Here is a 16,092-nt window from a genome sequence, read left to right on the forward strand (position 1 = left end):
TCACAAGTAAAAGTAATAATCTTCTGGCCTTATTCCTAAAAATTAAAGTATTTAAGATTCAGTGATCTGTTAATACTTTTTCGAATAATCAATCTTATCTGGTCCAAATGAGGGACATGATTATTAAAATGATCCAATTTTAGTGACATCTGAAAATTTCGAGTAAAATATTGCGAAAATCTCCCTATGATTGTAAAATGGAAATCCTAATAGTCTTGGATCTAGACGAAACTCTGCTTTATGCTGTGCAAAATAAACTCGAAAGAGATGAAGACTTCAAGATGGGTTCATATTTCATTTATAAAAGACCTTATTTAGATCACTTCCTTACGTTATTAGCAAGGGATTTCAAATTAGCGATATGGAGTTCGGCAGACGATGTTTATGTAAAACAATTGGTTGAAAGAATCAAACCTGCGCATATTACATTTGAATTTGTCTGGGGAAGATCGCGAACGACAAAAAAACGTAAAAGTGTGACTGATGACTACTACTTTGTAAAAAGATTATCTAAAATCAAGCAAAAAGGATTTAAGTTGGAAAGGACGCTTATAATCGATGATACAGCTGAAAAATCAATGCTAAACTATGGTAATGCAGTCCAGGTAGCTGAATTCACCGGAGACCCTGTGGATGATGAATTGCTACAGTTATCGAATTATCTTCAAACACTGAAAGACGCCGAAAATGTTCGCATAATTGAAAAAAGATTTTGGAGAAATGGATAATTTAAATGGTTTTTCTTCACCGCGTAATAACTCCATTACTGATCATTTAGGCATTGTTCCCCATTCTTCTTGAAGAATACTGTAAACGTACGTTCCTTTACTTTCACCATAAGACTGAATATTGTAATTTCTTAAAAGCCCTTCTTTAAACGCACCGATCTTTTCTATTGCTCTTTGTGATTTGAGATTGTTGATATCTATTTTAAATTCTACTCGACGTAGATCTAAGATGTCAAAGGAATAGTCAAGGAGAAGTCTTTTACAAATTGCATTTATACCTGTTCCTTGATATTTTTCGCCAATCCATGTCCATCCGATTTCTAATCTTTTATGCTGAAAACTGATATTTCCAAACATCGTTAATCCGATTGGATCACCGTCTTCCTTCCTGATAATGATGAGTGGGTATAATTCCTTTTCCTGTTTTGCATGAAGACAGAAATTAAAATAATCTGTTAGATCATTTCTGTTTTTTACTCTTGCTCCAAATTCGCCTAGTGCTGTACTATAGCTAATAGATTCTATTGTATCAATATCATGAATGGTCAAAGGGCGCATAAAAATTGACTCGTTTTCAAGAATCAATTCAGATGAGAAAAATGTTTCTATATTCATTTTTGTGCTTGTGGCTTATAGTTGCTTATACTAGCCTAATATACATAAGTTCAGTAACATTATTTATAACAGTAGTTTGATTCTTTTAAGTTGGAGTTTTTTTAAAATAGACGGGTTGTTCGTACTTCCTTAAATAGTTAAATGATAAATTCAATATCAAGGAGTACCATCATTGTGAAAACATAATACAAACTGAATGTATTATTTCCAAAAGTGCGATACTTTTAGAAACAATACACTTAGTTTGTGTTGACGGCTATAAAATTAATAGCATGATAAAAATGCAATAATGATTACCCTAGTCCCAGAAAGGATTTTGAACTAAATTTTTATTCTTATCAATTTCCGACTGAGGTACTGGAAACCAATAATTTTTTTCTGAGAAAAGACGTTTCTGATATACTGACCTTTTGAAAAACGCTTTCGGATTAGCATCGTTATCATCTTTTCTGTACCAGAAAAATTCATTCCATAAAAATTACCATTAATAGTCTGCTCTCCTATTTTCCATCTACGAATATCGCGATAACGAATTCCCTCATTGTTGAGCTCTACACGTCTTTCTTGACGAATAGCCTGACGTACCTGTTCTTGACTGCTTGGAACGGGTAATGCGGACGGCCCTGTTCCATATTGTGGAATACCTCCCCGCTCCCGAATTAAATTTAAATATTTCAATATGTCGGCGTGACCAGGGTTACTTTCATTTAATGCTTCTGCATAATTGAGATACGCTTCTCCTAAACGATAGAGAATACCTGGCCGATAAGGATTCGTGCCGTTGCGAGGGTCATAATCGGGGTGTACTTTTTTCGTACCAGGTACCCGTTCTGTGGCGCATCATGTGTCGGTCCACCATCCCAGCTTCCTAAATAAAATTCAGTTGTTCGATTTTCTCTCCTAAACCAAGCGCCGTTATACAGCACAGAAATATAAAACCGTGGCTCTCGATGGGTGTACATGTTAAAAGTTCCCTGTAGGGTTACAATACCTCCTCCTTTGGATTCTGCCCATTGTGTATTCCGAATTTCATTGGCAGTTGAAAATCCTTTCTCCCGATACCCTGAGAGGGGATCATTGATGGTACGCCCATTTTCCATATAAAATGCATCAACCAATGATTGGGTGATTCCTAAACCTCCATTGCCTCCTGTCCCACGAGGCTGGGCATGTCGATCGTATTCACCAAAATCTGAATTAGGTCTTGCGAATAGTATTTCTTTATTGCCATCTTGGGGTCTTCTGAACATCATATTCAGATACGACATAAATGGATCTATGCTTCCATCAGCATTATATTCATAATAGAGCTTATGTCCTGAAGCTTCAGCACGATCGATAAGCAATTTACTGGCTTGGGTGGCAATGGCCCACTTATTTGCATCGAATGTTGCATTATAAATGGCCTCTCCTTTATTATTTACAAAAGATTTGTAGGCGCTATTGCCATTAACTAAGGGGCTTGCCGCAAATAAAAGTAATCTTGCTCTAACAGCTAAGCACATAATGGAAGTAGCTCTTCCATATTTTTGTGTATTGGTGTAGTTTGCAGGCAGCACCGCAGACAGGTCTAATAGCTCCTGATCGATCCATTTGACGACATTATCAAATGCGTTTGACCTAGCATTAACTCTTCTTCACTGCCATTGGGATCTGCCATACCGAGTTGAAAAGGTATTGCTCCGTATGTTTCCAGCAACAGCGAATAATAATAAGCAATCATAAAACGAGCTTCCGCCTTCATCAGGTTTACTTCGTCTTCGGTTACCAATTGTGCAGCATTGGGTTTGACATGTTCTAAAAAGATATAGGCAGAGCGGATTCTTTTAGGTAGCTCGCTCCAATAATTAGGATCCCAATCACTAGTTGGATTCCAATTGCCGGTTTGTTTTGCAAGCAAGGTCCAACCAAACTGTTCCCATCCTGTAGATGGCGCCATATCGTCTGATAGTGGATCCCAGCCGATCGAACGGGTATAGCCCCAATAGGGATCGGGAATATTACTATATATACCGGCAAGCCAATCCTCAGTACGCGTTTTATCATTGAACACCATTTCTAATGTCAATTGATCATCTGGCATCTTATCCAAATATTTTGTACACGAGGTTAGGGCAAAGGTTATAAAAATGATGGATATTAATATCTTAGATTTTTTCATTACAGTATTTTTATAGTAATCAGGCTGTTATTTAAAATTCAATTCCATACCTATTGACATAGACTTCATAATTGGATAGCGCATACCATTATTGACGCCTAGCTCCGGATCCCAAAGCTTAAAATCTGAAATAGTCAATAAATTATTCCCTCTTAAGAAAATACGTAGGTTTTTTATTTGAATGGGATTTATCCAGTTGGAAGGCATATTAAAACCCAGTTCAACATTTCGCAATCTCAAAAAACTCATATCTCGCAACCACCAGGTTGAGGCCATATTATTATTGGAACTTTGATAATCTGACAAACGAGGATAAAAAACATCTTGTCTGGGATCGGATACTGTCCAACGGTCGGATACGTTATCAAACATGTTTCCCATAGCACCATTGGAACTACCGGGAATAAAATTAGATCCTCCGATAATACGGTCCGTCTTTGAAAGTCCTTGCATAAAGAAGCCAAAGTCAAAAGATTTATAGCGCACATTTGCTCCAAAACCGTATACAATCTGAGGATCTTCTGTACCTCCTATTGCAGTTCTGTCAAATGCATCAATCACACCATCATGGTTTAGGTCCACGTATTTAATATCTCCAGGACGAACAGGGCCAAAGGTATGTTTAGGTATATCACTTTTTAATTGTCCATTTGCGACATCGGCAAAATCCTGTTCCTCAAAAAGACCATCTGCCACTAAACCAAATAGCTGTCCGATTGACTTCCCTGTCGAAGAACGGGATGTGCCAATTACTGCTGATGGCTCATCTTGCTCAATGATTTTGTTATGTGCGTAAGTGAATGTACCTCTTACTGATAGAAATAAATCCGGATTTAATGCTTTACTAAATTCAACTGATGCATCTACTCCTTGATTATTCACTTTCCCATAGTTTGCCCACGGCGGATTTGTAAATCCACTGGAGCCAGGTATAGACCGACGTTGCATAAAAATATTGCTGCGCTTTTCTGTAAAATAATCGATTTGAAAGTCAAGTGCATTCCACAGTCCCAGTTCAAAACCTAGATTGGTCTTGTTTACCGTCTCCCACGTCAAATCAAGATTTCCCTGATCACCTTCAATTCTGCCCGATCGTCTGAAATCATTATTGATACCCCACGAATAACCCGTGGACTCATTAATCGTGGTAATGTAAGCGAAGCGTCGACCATCCAGCTTGTCATTTCCGACTAAACCGTAGGAACCTCTGAACTTAAGTTTATTGACCGTACTTCTCAAATGTTGCATCCAAGTTTCTTCTGATAGATACCATCCAATGCAAAAGAGGGGAAGAAACCAAACCTTTTACCAGGAGCAAAATTTTCAGATCCATTATAACCAAAATTGAACTCACCTATGTAGCGGTTAGCGTAGTTGTAGGAAAAACGACCTGCAATACCTTGATTACGGTAAGGCAACAGATCGCCATTATCGTAGTTTCGCTGATTATAGAGTACCATCCCCTCGATGTTATGGTTTCCGAAATTTTGAGCATAGTTGATTGCTCCTTCTAATACATACTCTTATCTCCCCAATCTGATCCTTTGCTGTAACCTAAGAACTCCTGCCCATAGCTATCTATAACAAGTTTCAAACGTCCCTCTTCATCTCTTCCTATGGCCGGATTGTAATAATCTGGATCTTTACTTCGTACTACGGAAGTACTAGAATAACGATCGAAAGAAAAAAGACCTCTTGCTTTTAACCCTTTTAAAAAAAAGGATAAATCTTGCTCTATGGAAAACAAGGATTCAATTTTGCTATCACTTAATCTTTCATACCCGCGTTGCGTAGCTAGCGCCCACGGATTGGTACGTCCTGAGGTACGTGGTATTTCTCCGCTAGAGTAAATGGTTGGATGGACGTATGGGGGAATTGTAAATGCCTCCTGAAAAAGAGCATCAACACTTTGAGGTGCACGATTGCGGTCTTGAAGATAACCACCAATATTCAACCGAAATAAGGTAGTCGGGCTGACATTTATATCTACATTGGAACGTACGTTGTACCGATTTAATTTGGAAGAAGAATCCCAATCCTGCTTCTTATCTCTTTCTATGATTCCACCTTCTCTATAAAATGAAGTAACTAAGGAATAACGCAGAATATCTGAACCGCCGTTGACACTTAAATTTCCCCGGCTGTTTCCTGCTCTATCTTTTAAGATTTCATCCAACCAGTTGACATCTGGATACAGGTCTTTATCTACACCCTTGCGGATATTATCAATGCGCTCCTGCGAATACAGCCCTGTTTCACCGCGTTCTTCACGGATACTATTCATAACCTCTAGGTATTCTGCAGCCCCGACAAAATTTGGTAACTGAATGGGAGAAGTTAATCCCTCTTCAAATCGAAACGAAACATTCGGCTTACCCACTTTTCCTCTTTTTGTATTGACCAAGATGACGCCATTTGCTCCCCGAACACCGTAAACGGCACTGGCAGCAGCATCTTTAAGGACAGAGAATGATTCGATTTCTTCGGGATCCATATTATCCAATGATCGCTCCACGCCATCTACTAAAATTAAAGGATTCCGATTCCCGCCAAAGGTACTGATGCCTCTGATCCAAAAATTAGAATTATCATATCCTGGTTCTCCAGAACGTTGAACAGCAATCACTCCGGACAGCTGGCCAGCAAGATTATTGCTTAAAGAACGTGTTGTACCACTTTGTAAACGCTTTGGCTGTATGGTGGTAATGGCTCCTACTACTGAAGCTTTACGTTGGGTACCGAAACCAACAACAACAACTTCATCCAGCGCACTTACACTATCCTTTAAAACAATTCTGTACGAATTTCTATCTGTTAATTCAATCTGTTCAGGTGCATAACCGACCAAACGAACGGAAATATAACGATCTGTAGGTAAAACACTTAAACTAAAGCGTCCGTTATCATCAGTAGATGTACTCCGGTTACTCACATTTCCAGTAACGGTAGCATTTGATAAACGGTTACCACTTCGGTCAATACCTGCCCTTCAATAATCCTATTCTGAATAACTTGTTCAACTGTTGCTGATTTCTTTAGAATAATGGTGTAGTCTTTCATAACAAAAGATACATTCATCCCGGTAAACAATTTGTTCAGAATACTTCTAACTTTTCATTATGAAATGATAGTTTTATTTTTTTATTTTCATCAATATCATTAGGTGAATAAACAAATTTAACACCCATCTTTCCATGAAGATCATGCAACGCCTGCTTAATCGTTACATTATTAAATTCAATGGAAATTTCTTTTTGCAACGTTGCTTTCAGACTAGAACTCGTCGTAGTGATGCAGATGGTCAATAAGACCAGATACATCAGGAGTCTGACACCCCGAATATTTTGTTTTGTTTGTTTTGGTTTCAATTGATTCATAAATTAGTTTATTAAAAAATTGGTGATTTTAATTGTTGACTGTTTATTTGACTGTTACATAGATGACTCCTTTCTTTTCTTTAAAATCAACACTATTTGTGAGTGCGATCATGTGCAGCACATCTTCGATAGTATTGTATCTTGTAAATATTCCGGTAAGTGTTTTAGCACCTGTGTCATCACTCATTTCAATCGATTTGCCGTACCAGGTACCGATTTCGTCCATAACCTGTCTCAGTTTTTCATTTTCAAAATAAAATTCGCCTCTTCTCCATGAATCTATTTTAGCTTTGCTGCTTTGCGAAGAAATCATAATTTTAGGTTGTATTTCTTGAAGAAATGCTTTATCTCCAGGTTTAAGGATAACCGTACCGTCCGAATGATTATGTGCCAACCTGATGCTACCTTCTTTCAACAGTACATTTTCTTCTCCTGGTATAGTCGTCGAAACATGAAATTGTGTCCCCAAGACTTCAATGGTTTGTAGCTTAGTTCGGACTGTAAAAGGAACCCACTTATCTTGAGATTGCTGCTTAGAAACGTCAAAATCAACTTCCCCTACCGCCATCACTTCCCTTGAGTGTATACCAAAATTGGACTGGAATGAAACGGAAGAATGTTTATTAAGGCTAACTTTTGTTTGATCCTTTAAAACAACGGTAAAAGGGGTTTCGGATGGATTATTGATTTCTATAAGTTCGACTTTTTGTGATCGCTCCATATGTGTTAGATCTAAAATATGCCCCTCTCCTTTTTTGTGAAGTGTACTGCCTACTGGTAGTGAGTCGAGAAGATTAATGCGGTGCTCTCTGTTGAGGGTTAATTGAGGGAAATCACGAGCAGTATGTTTACTTCTACTTAAAGACATAATGGTGTCCTTTCCTTGGTACAAGAATAAAGCACCTAATGAAAGAACAAACAATACGCTTGCCGCAACCGCTATCTGATAATGCTTTTTTCGATTGGAAATTTTAATTTTCCGGGTTATGGCAGCGTCAACTTGCTGTTTAATATCTTTATTAATGGATTCATAATCGATATGATCGAGATCGTGAATATCGAGACGGTCATATATTTTTTCAATTAGTTGATCCTCATTTTCTGAGGTTTTACCGGATAAATACTTATTAAAAATATTTATAATAAATACTCTAATTCTAGTTTTACTAGTGGACATATATAAAGTTTATAAGTTGGTCTTTATTATATGTCGTGATTTATAGCAAAACTCCCAAAAAATTAAAAAAATAAAAATAATATTTCCTTCAACTGGTTTTTCAACCATTTGGAGGCTGTTAATAATTGGTTTTGAACAGTTTTTGGAGAAACATTTAATATTTCGCCAATCTCCTTATTGTTCAAGTCATCAAAATATTTGAGTTTAAAAATTTCTCTTCTTTTCTTCGGCAGTTTATCAATCCAGTAATTTAGATGAACTTGAAGTTCCTCTTCTCTAAAATTATGATCTGCCTGATCCACACTTGCCATGTACTCAACAATCGTTTCTAGACTTTCTAGCTTTTTAGTCGATTTCCTAAACTGATCAATAATCTTGTACCGTATAGCTGTATACAGATAGTTACTTACCTGTTGAATTTCTTTTTCATGACGCTTAACCCATAAATCAATATATACATCCTGCACAATCTCTTTACTGATCAATTCATCATTTAACCTTGAAAAAGCGTGCTGATATAAACCTTTCCAAGTTCTTTCATACAATACATTATAAGCATCCACGTCAGATCTTTTCACCAAAAGATATAATTCTTCTAAAGAATAGAGATTCTCCGTGTACATGATATGAATAAGATAATGGGTCCTTAGTTTATAGTTGTTGCGGACAAGATAACAAAATCCTATATCACTACAAGTGCTGGATAGTTTTTTATTTAATTTTTAATCCTTCATAAAAAAGGAGCATTATTTTTTTATTTGCCTTTCAATTCATGATAAAGCCCATAATAAACATATGCTGAATTTTAAAGACTGTAGCATATAATATTTCATTTTTAGTTAATTCAGAGGAAAATGATTTAAAACCAAAAGGAAAAAAGGATCATATAAAAAACCCGTTTGGAACGACCAAACGGGTTTAAAATATATTCGATTGATAACTTTTGCTTATAAACGCAGACGCCCCTGGCACCTCTTCGAGATCAGCACTAAAAAAAATCTAATTCTCAAATTATGTTTTTCGTTCTTTTCTCTTCTTTGGAATGAAATTACAATCTCTATGCTCGACATATTCAATTTTATGTTCGAATAGAAGTTGAACAGTAATCATTAATTATCCTCCAAAATCGCCACAATCATGTTCTTTAAAAAGTGGTAAAGCTTTTTTGATTGTGAAATACTTGGCTATTCTTTTATTTTTTAATTCTAAGTTCTGGCCTTCTAATACCAGCTCATAAACAGGTGCTTTATCTATTTTTGTTAAAATATACGTGCGTTCTGATGTTTTTAAAGTTGTTTTATTTCCTTCGATAGAAGCAACGAAATCATCAATTTCAAAAGTGTCTTTTTCATCACAGACATTGGTCCATATCATTTTATTCTTTGTAATGGATAAACTAGCTAAATCGCATGAATAACAGTTCCCGGAGAATTCTATACCGTATTTCACATACACATTTGTACTTGTGCTATCCAATACATCAATAGGGATTAAGGTTGAAAGATCAGTCGGGAGATCCACTTTAGTTACCGTATTTTTTCGAGGAACAGGCGCAGCGGCTGTATCTACTTTTGGAACTATATCAGTAGATTTATCCCCTTTCTTTTCGGCAACTGGTGAGCAAGAAGCGAGTAGAGCCATCGCAAAAGAGAAGTTGATGATTACATTTTTCATGTGTATTGAATAATTTTAAAGTCTTTCATTTATCTTTTTTAAAATTGTCTAAAATATGCCCTTCAATAAATCCCTGCTTTCGGCCATATTAAGCCAATTTGAATAGTAATATCTTTGCTAAAAGACACAAAAAATGAAAACATTATATCCATTCGTCATATCCACCCTAGTTGTTACTTTTGTGGGATGTAATCCGTCTCCTAAAGCAACTGAAACTAGTAAAGAGACCACTGAAGTTACGAAGAAAATCATTACATTAACCGATTTCAAAAAGATAAAAGGTGTAGATAATATACAGGATGTACCCTTTCAATTATTTACCATACTAGATTCTGTTCATTTTTTTATGGCTCCAAGCAAAAATGCTGATCACCTAAAAGTAGCTAAAAATAAACTCGATAATTATTACGGATTTGAGGAGTTTGATGATTTTTACGCGATCCACTTTAGCATTGATAATAACATTTCGAATAGCATTGAAGCTTTTGTTCTGAAGTCAGAATTCACAGCCTCATTTGATTTGACCTTAGAAGGTAAAGATCTTTATGAGATCAGAAGCAGCTTATTGAAGAAAACTCAAGATTTTAAAAATAAATCATTCCGTAAATTCGGTACGATAGCAGAGGTTTCTGCACAAGAATTTAAAATAGCTTCTAAAAATCGAATCGATGAAGTCTTAGTGAAAAATCCGAAAGTAAAACTGAAAGATGGCAACTGGGTGTATACGGAAAATGGAAAAGAAACCACGATTGTGCAGCATGAGAATGTCCATACAGAAGACGGCATGTTATCCAATGAATATATCGGGCAGTCTCCTACACTAAATTTAGAGATTTTCAAAGAAGAATCGCCTGAAGTATACGATATGTACTACTCGTTTTATACGATAAAACCTGAAGTTAATTTTAGAACGTTTACCGGTGGTTATCCACAGATTATTCCAGGTAAAAATTGGATTTCTTATGTCAATTCAAACAATGACGTAGGAAGTGATTTTACCATTAACAAATACGCGGAGCAAGTTTCTGATCAAGAAAACCTGCTGTATATTAATTTTACGAACTTCAAAATTGCAGATCATAAAAAAGCTTTTTGGGCGGATAACGACACTTTTTATGCTGAAGTATTCCCGACAAATTCAGCGCCGGCGAAGGGTAAAAACCAAAAGACAGCTTACATAAAAATTCAGTTGAAGCCGAATCTATTTTAGTTAAAAATATATAACTGCTATTTTCTGATCAGCTGCAGTTGATCACCTTTTCACCATATTAAAGGACATGACTTTTGATATGGTGAAACCTGGGTTGGGGCTTCACATGTTCCAGATCGGGCAATGCTATCAACCTGCATTTCAATTTGATCTGCTTTGGTGAAATAATATCTTCCAAATATTTGTGTGAAACAATCATTGCCACATTCCCAACTATCATAACTTGTAAATCTTTCTTGATCGAGAAAGTCTACTGCGTAAAAATTGAAAATAAGTGCCGTATCTATCTTTTTGATAAGCGAAAGGTTGTATCACCATCTATCGTGACAAGCCCTCCTTCCTGAATGATCCAGTTGGTATTTTTAAGTTCGTTAGGGAAGTTGTTTTTCTTTCTTTCAGCATCTGCACAACTTAGAATCGTTATTGTCAGCAAGAGGCTAAAAAAAGTAAAGGCAGCAGTTTTTTTCATTGTCGCTTTATTTTTTTTTAATAAACAAACTCTTTCAAGTACAATCATTGCCAAAATTTGTTTGACCTTTTCACGATCTTTAGAACAAATCCAGGTATTCTTTCTTTAATGATCTTTTTGGATCGCTTCAATGAAAGCACTAAAACTGTCCGACACAAGTTCTGTTTCTTCAAACTCAGGTTCTTGACCATAATAGATTTTCCCAAAATTTTCTTCTGAAACATGAAGAGCAAAATAGGCATAACCTTTTTTAACAGATAGAATAATAGGTACATGTTGATTCCAAAAATTCTTTACCACTTGTTGATTTTCAACATCTCCATCAAAAGCGTCTAAGGACAGAATTTCAAATTCATTCCATTTGAAATCATTCTCATCATTTGTCTCATTAAAATCTGTAATGCTGTTAAACCATGTTGTATCGGAGTGGTTCGTGAGCAAGGAGTATGTTTTTAAAAAAGCAAGATAATCATCCGGCAGGTTCGAATATCGTGTCTGAAATCTTTTATTTAAAGTTTCATGATCAGAATCCTTCGTAATAAAATGTAGGTCTTTACTTAATGCGTTCATCGTTTCGTTTTCAGATGTTTAAATTTTTGCAAAGAAATTAAAGGTCTGCTCAGCTATAAGTTTTGGATTGGTAGCTGCTATACCATCGATGCGGTCTTCATACAATTGGATATTTATTAATTTAACATCATTAGGTATTTTATAAATTTCATCTTTGGTATAATTATATCCCTTTACATCAGCGCTTTGCTTGCCTGGATATTTTTTAATCTCTACGTAATACCGCAATGTGATGGTATTCCCCTTTTGTTCTCCTCTTTCAAAACGAATTTTTCTAAGCTGATGAACAGCATGGCCACTGGAACTGATGTTGCCCTGCATCCGAAATTTAAGCGTTTCAGCATCTTTATAGAGCATGTAAATAAGAGGAACTAAGCGTTCTGTAACTTCCTTACGGCTCACATAAGTTTGTATTGCACCAGTTTCTGGAATTTCTTTTAATACCCGCTTTGGTTCGGTGTAAATAGTAGAAATCTGTAATTTCTGAACATTTGTTTTACAGCCAAATAACGCTAAAAATGAAGTTAAAACTGCCAAATATCTCACGGTCTTATTTCTAATAAATCTTTGAATTAAAGATAACAAAAGATACCGTTTGAAAATATCCCCGATACTGGTAGTTTTTAGAGTTTTTACTTTTTTTCCAACAACCTATTTATACATCCACTTTAATGATCACAGTATAACGATTGCTACCTGAGCACCTAAATTCTCTAATTCTTGAACGCTGCTGTGTATCCATTTTTTAGGACCTTTGTGATACAATATTCGCGCTTCCTTACTCATTTGCAGCGCTTCAGCACCCGACAATCGGTACTTCGCTTTTAATAAGGAGACTATTTTCATTTTATTTGGACCGATATCTGTGATATACACCTCAGCCTCCTGCCAATCCGATTCGCTGATCATTTCATTTTGCTCATCTTCTGCCATCTCTGGCATCTCCAGCACATTTTGATAAACTTCATCCCAAAATTCATTGCCTGAAATACTCAATTCTGTTAATAATGAAAGTAGGCCATTTTTATCATACCGTAGCTCAAAAATGGATCGTAAAATATTTTGAAAAATATCAATGCTATCCGCCACTTTAATCGGTTTCCATTTTCCTGCACCATGAAAGACAAAATAAACGGGAAAATTTTCTTCTGAATCGTTAAAATCGATAAAAAAAGGGTCTGCAAAATAATTACTGCCAATGACTAGCCAGCTTTCCTTAAAATCTCCTTCCTTTTCGCCAATCAAGCTTTTGGATGCAACCGTATTAAAAGCGTATCCATCTTGGAATGCCAGCAGTTGATCTACTACTGGAAAGTTTTCCGGGAGACAGAGATTTTCAATCGAATACGTTTGATTCCAAAAATTTAATAAGGAAGGAAACTGACCAACTTGCTCTAAGAGGTGCTTATTTTCACTTTCAAAAGATGCCTGCTGTTCCGCAGTTAATTCGTTTTCCTGTTTATCTTCGTTATCAAAAGGAAATTTTCGTTGCATCCAATGCAGTAAATCTCGATCTAATATTTTAAAATATTTTTCTTCCAAGGTGCCATAAGAAGTAAGATATACCTTTGTGTCCTCCTCATTTCTAGAAATTACGGCCACTTGTCCTCCAGAATCATCGGCCACAGGAATATAATAAGGCAAATACATCTCAACTGATGGGTTGTAAAGCGTTCTTTAATAGCCTCCTCATCTTGAAAAACATGTATGCTATCAGACACGATTTCAGAATTAAATTTCTTCTGAAATATTTTAATAAAGTTCTGCCAGTGATTGGGTAATTTCATATGCCTATTAATTCAGTTGACTTTTCGCATCGTGCAGTATTTTTTCAGCGTTCCGTCTTATCTCTCTGGGTAATAACTTAAAATTTGCATCTCTTTCTTCTCGATACTGATCTTCTTCCTGAAAAGGAATCCAACCGGTAATCTTTGATTTTAAGAATGTTTTTCCGCCCCCATTTGTGTAAACGATAACTTTCAGCGGTTTAGCATCTAAACCATCTGATTCTTGAAAATAAGTAAGGTAAAACTCAGGAAAACCATCCTTATCTGCATCTCCAACTTCACAGTAATTAATGAGATAGATCGGTTGTGCCAATCCTACAGCAAAATCTTTAAAGGTAATTTTTGAAATTAATCCGCCATGATCTTCCAGAAAAATTCCTGCGTGCAGATCCTTGGGGTTATCGTTAAGATAAGCGTCCTGTGCAGCTTTGCTTTCGTTTAAAAACCAAACATAACTTCCGCGGTTGGGAACAAATGATTGAACAACCATTACCGGATTTCCGGGCAATGGATTTCCAAGATCTTCAATTATTTCATTGAATTTTTGATCGGAAGGAAAATATACTCCTGTACGTATCTGCGCAAAAGAGGATAAACTTAAAACACAAGCAACAAGCGGTAACAGCATTCTGAAAATCATAAATATCGTATTTGGAGTTTATTATTAATTTTCTTTGTATTCTTTTCCAGAACAAATGTCAATATAGTAATAAATAGTTTGCTCTGCATTCAATTTAACCGTGACCAGTCCATCCGAATTAATGGATTGATAGGCTTTTGATCCAATATTTTGTTTATTTTTATTATCGTAAAGCGCATACAATCCACCCTGTTCTTTTTGAAGAGCATAGATCTGATTTTCAGTATTCAAAACTGATATTTCATGATATTCGGGCTTTATCTCCCAGATATGTTCGTGCCGATTCCACAAGCCTTTAGTGCGAAATTGTTTTTCGTCTTCAATCGGAATAATATATAAATCACCCATGCCTTCGTATGAATTTATTTTCCCAAATTTCCAATTTTTATCCATGTATCTATTTGGTAAAATCATCTTTCTATCGGGCCAGACCAAATTTCCTACTTGATCCATGACCTTAAAATTATACGTATCAATGGTATCAACAACAGTTCCTTTGGTATCAATATATAGCCAATCGAACGCCCAAATAGCATGATCATAATTAAAAACACCCAATAGAAAATAAGGTGAATTAGTTATTGAATACACTAGGGTAGTTTTTCTTATGAAATCGATCTGTTTAGCTGTTGCCTTTGTGATTTCCTTTGGAAATACCTTTTCATATTGTGGAAACGGATAAACAGCATTGGTTTCGCTATCTAATAGTAGTTTAGGAACTTCAGGTGTATAACGCTCTTTATTAATTTCATAGAGCACGATTGTTTCTTTCTCAAATTGCATTGAAAGTGTTTCGACACCTTCCAATCCGTTGCGAATTGGTTTTTTATGGTTCATTTCATAAAGGGAAAAACCTGCATTAGAAGCTTTAATAAAGCGTTTATTTTCAAGAAATTCAGTGATATTATGTTCAATTTTATTCAAGCGATTTTTTTTGATTTCATACAGGGTACCATTCCAAAAGATGTGGTTTTTATCTACTGGGATAAAATTTAAATAGTAACTGTCGTCCAAATATGGAACATCCTTATGAAGTAAAATTTGCTTAGTTTCTACTACTCCTATTTCAATGTTGTGGTAGTTTTTTTCTTTTTGGATTCCTCCTCCCAGAATATTCCATTCCCATTTCCAGATCGGCATCTTCTTGACATATTCCAGGTCTCTTTTGTAAAAAGTTAAACCATTTATAACGTTTAAGTTGATTTCGCTGGCTGAAAAATCCAAAACTATTTTGCCATTTTCGTCTATGGCTGCATATTCATTCTTGTCATTTTCAACAATTGCAAAACCTGTCGGTGTCAATAGGGATGCCGTACGGAATTTTTGATTTGTGACAGCTTTCAAACTTGCTTTATCTACATAGATAAAATCATTTTGCTTCGTTAAAAAAGGAACACTTTTTATGGTCTTCTTTTTTAAAAGGACATCAGGAGAATTGTCCTTTTTTTCTTGTGTACAAGCTGTGATTGAAATCAACATAAATAGGATACTAAAAGCTATAGTTTTCATGCTTAATAATTTTATTCATCTTATCCATCAATATTAGATAGAATATAAGATGAATACTATCCCAGTTATCAGCTATATTTTAGCCTAATATATTGTTTCCAATTGGATTTTGAAAAGACAAAGAACTTAGGCACTCTGCTATTTCTTGAAGTTGATCTTTAGAAATTCATCTAAA

At 35.7% G+C, this 16,092-nt stretch carries 19 protein-coding genes and 2 pseudogenes; 2 read left to right on the forward strand and 19 right to left on the reverse strand.

The genetic code is table 11. The features are described 5' to 3' along the window. The first annotated feature begins 197 nt into the window (after positions 1-197). Positions 198-728 (forward strand): HAD family hydrolase, encoded by a 531-nt coding sequence (locus tag L950_RS12445; RefSeq protein WP_021190196.1) that lies wholly within the window; start codon positions 198-200, stop codon positions 726-728. A gap of 42 nt (positions 729-770) precedes the next feature. Here the strand turns inward: L950_RS12445 and L950_RS12450 are convergent, their stop codons facing one another. From L950_RS12450 to L950_RS12480, 13 genes and pseudogenes are all read right to left on the reverse strand, one after another. Then, entirely contained in the window at positions 771-1,343 is a 573-nt protein-coding gene (locus L950_RS12450) for a GNAT family N-acetyltransferase (protein ID WP_021190197.1), read from the reverse strand. A 298-nt stretch (positions 1,344-1,641) separates the two neighbouring features. Next, a pseudogene (locus L950_RS37310) lies at positions 1,642-1,725 on the reverse strand (RagB/SusD family nutrient uptake outer membrane protein); the annotation flags it as partial. A gap of 131 nt (positions 1,726-1,856) precedes the next feature. Further along, positions 1,857-2,099, reverse strand: a pseudogene (locus L950_RS37315) (RagB/SusD family nutrient uptake outer membrane protein); the annotation flags it as partial. After that, complete coding sequence (locus L950_RS30080) at positions 2,084-2,902, reverse strand: RagB/SusD family nutrient uptake outer membrane protein (protein WP_197086410.1); 819 nt, start codon at positions 2,900-2,902, stop codon at positions 2,084-2,086. The pseudogene L950_RS37315 and the gene L950_RS30080, both read right to left, overlap by 16 nt. A gap of 11 nt (positions 2,903-2,913) precedes the next feature. After that, a complete protein-coding gene (locus L950_RS30085; protein ID WP_197086411.1) occupies positions 2,914-3,504 on the reverse strand; it encodes a RagB/SusD family nutrient uptake outer membrane protein in 591 nt (196 codons plus the stop codon). Between the two features lie 27 nt (positions 3,505-3,531). Next, on the reverse strand, positions 3,532-4,752 hold the full coding sequence (locus L950_RS30090; protein ID WP_021190198.1) for a SusC/RagA family TonB-linked outer membrane protein: 1,221 nt from the start codon (positions 4,750-4,752) through the stop codon (positions 3,532-3,534). Next, positions 4,740-4,964 (reverse strand): hypothetical protein, encoded by a 225-nt coding sequence (locus tag L950_RS30095; protein WP_052764401.1) that lies wholly within the window; start codon positions 4,962-4,964, stop codon positions 4,740-4,742. Before L950_RS30095 ends, L950_RS30090 begins: the two co-directional genes overlap by 13 nt. Before the next feature lie 50 nt (positions 4,965-5,014). Continuing rightward, entirely contained in the window at positions 5,015-6,436 is a 1,422-nt protein-coding gene (locus tag L950_RS30100; protein WP_021190199.1) for a SusC/RagA family TonB-linked outer membrane protein, read from the reverse strand. Further along, a complete protein-coding gene (locus L950_RS28625; RefSeq protein WP_021190200.1) occupies positions 6,433-6,582 on the reverse strand; it encodes a hypothetical protein in 150 nt (49 codons plus the stop codon). The genes L950_RS30100 and L950_RS28625 overlap by 4 nt, the downstream gene beginning before the upstream one ends. Before the next feature lie 17 nt (positions 6,583-6,599). Then, entirely contained in the window at positions 6,600-6,881 is a 282-nt protein-coding gene (locus tag L950_RS12465; RefSeq protein WP_021190201.1) for a hypothetical protein, read from the reverse strand. Positions 6,882-6,924: 43 nt separating this feature from the next. Continuing rightward, entirely contained in the window at positions 6,925-8,058 is a 1,134-nt protein-coding gene (locus L950_RS12470; protein WP_021190202.1) for a FecR family protein, read from the reverse strand. 62 nt (positions 8,059-8,120) lie between these two features. Next, positions 8,121-8,681: an RNA polymerase sigma factor gene (locus tag L950_RS12475; protein ID WP_021190203.1), complete on the reverse strand. Its 561-nt coding sequence runs from the start codon at positions 8,679-8,681 to the stop codon at positions 8,121-8,123. 490 nt (positions 8,682-9,171) lie between these two features. Next, entirely contained in the window at positions 9,172-9,732 is a 561-nt protein-coding gene (locus L950_RS12480; protein ID WP_021190204.1) for a hypothetical protein, read from the reverse strand. A 133-nt stretch (positions 9,733-9,865) separates the two neighbouring features. Between L950_RS12480 and L950_RS12485 the strand changes: the two genes are divergently transcribed. Continuing rightward, positions 9,866-10,942 (forward strand): hypothetical protein, encoded by a 1,077-nt coding sequence (locus tag L950_RS12485; RefSeq protein WP_021190205.1) that lies wholly within the window; start codon positions 9,866-9,868, stop codon positions 10,940-10,942. Positions 10,943-11,225: 283 nt separating this feature from the next. On the opposite strand, the gene L950_RS33120 is transcribed toward L950_RS12485, so the two are convergent. From L950_RS33120 to L950_RS12515, 6 genes are all read right to left on the reverse strand, one after another. Further along, the gene (locus L950_RS33120; RefSeq protein ID WP_231577217.1) at positions 11,226-11,411 is read right to left on the reverse strand and encodes a hypothetical protein; all 186 of its coding nucleotides are present in this window, start codon (positions 11,409-11,411) and stop codon (positions 11,226-11,228) included. A gap of 105 nt (positions 11,412-11,516) precedes the next feature. Then, the gene (locus L950_RS12495) at positions 11,517-11,981 is read right to left on the reverse strand and encodes an SMI1/KNR4 family protein (protein ID WP_021190207.1); all 465 of its coding nucleotides are present in this window, start codon (positions 11,979-11,981) and stop codon (positions 11,517-11,519) included. Positions 11,982-11,999: 18 nt separating this feature from the next. Beyond that, positions 12,000-12,518, reverse strand: a complete 519-nt coding sequence (locus L950_RS12500; RefSeq protein WP_237682755.1) for a hypothetical protein — start codon at positions 12,516-12,518, stop codon at positions 12,000-12,002. A gap of 138 nt (positions 12,519-12,656) precedes the next feature. Next, entirely contained in the window at positions 12,657-13,631 is a 975-nt protein-coding gene (locus L950_RS26490) for an SMI1/KNR4 family protein (RefSeq protein WP_021190209.1), read from the reverse strand. Between the two features lie 144 nt (positions 13,632-13,775). Further along, the gene (locus tag L950_RS12510) at positions 13,776-14,408 is read right to left on the reverse strand and encodes a hypothetical protein (protein WP_031288405.1); all 633 of its coding nucleotides are present in this window, start codon (positions 14,406-14,408) and stop codon (positions 13,776-13,778) included. A 24-nt stretch (positions 14,409-14,432) separates the two neighbouring features. After that, the gene (locus L950_RS12515; RefSeq protein ID WP_021190211.1) at positions 14,433-15,917 is read right to left on the reverse strand and encodes a hypothetical protein; all 1,485 of its coding nucleotides are present in this window, start codon (positions 15,915-15,917) and stop codon (positions 14,433-14,435) included. Between the last annotated feature and the right edge of the window lie 175 nt (positions 15,918-16,092).

The sequence above is a fragment of the Sphingobacterium sp. IITKGP-BTPF85 genome, assembly GCF_001006065.1.
Lineage (GTDB): Bacteria > Bacteroidota > Bacteroidia > Sphingobacteriales > Sphingobacteriaceae > Sphingobacterium > Sphingobacterium anhuiense.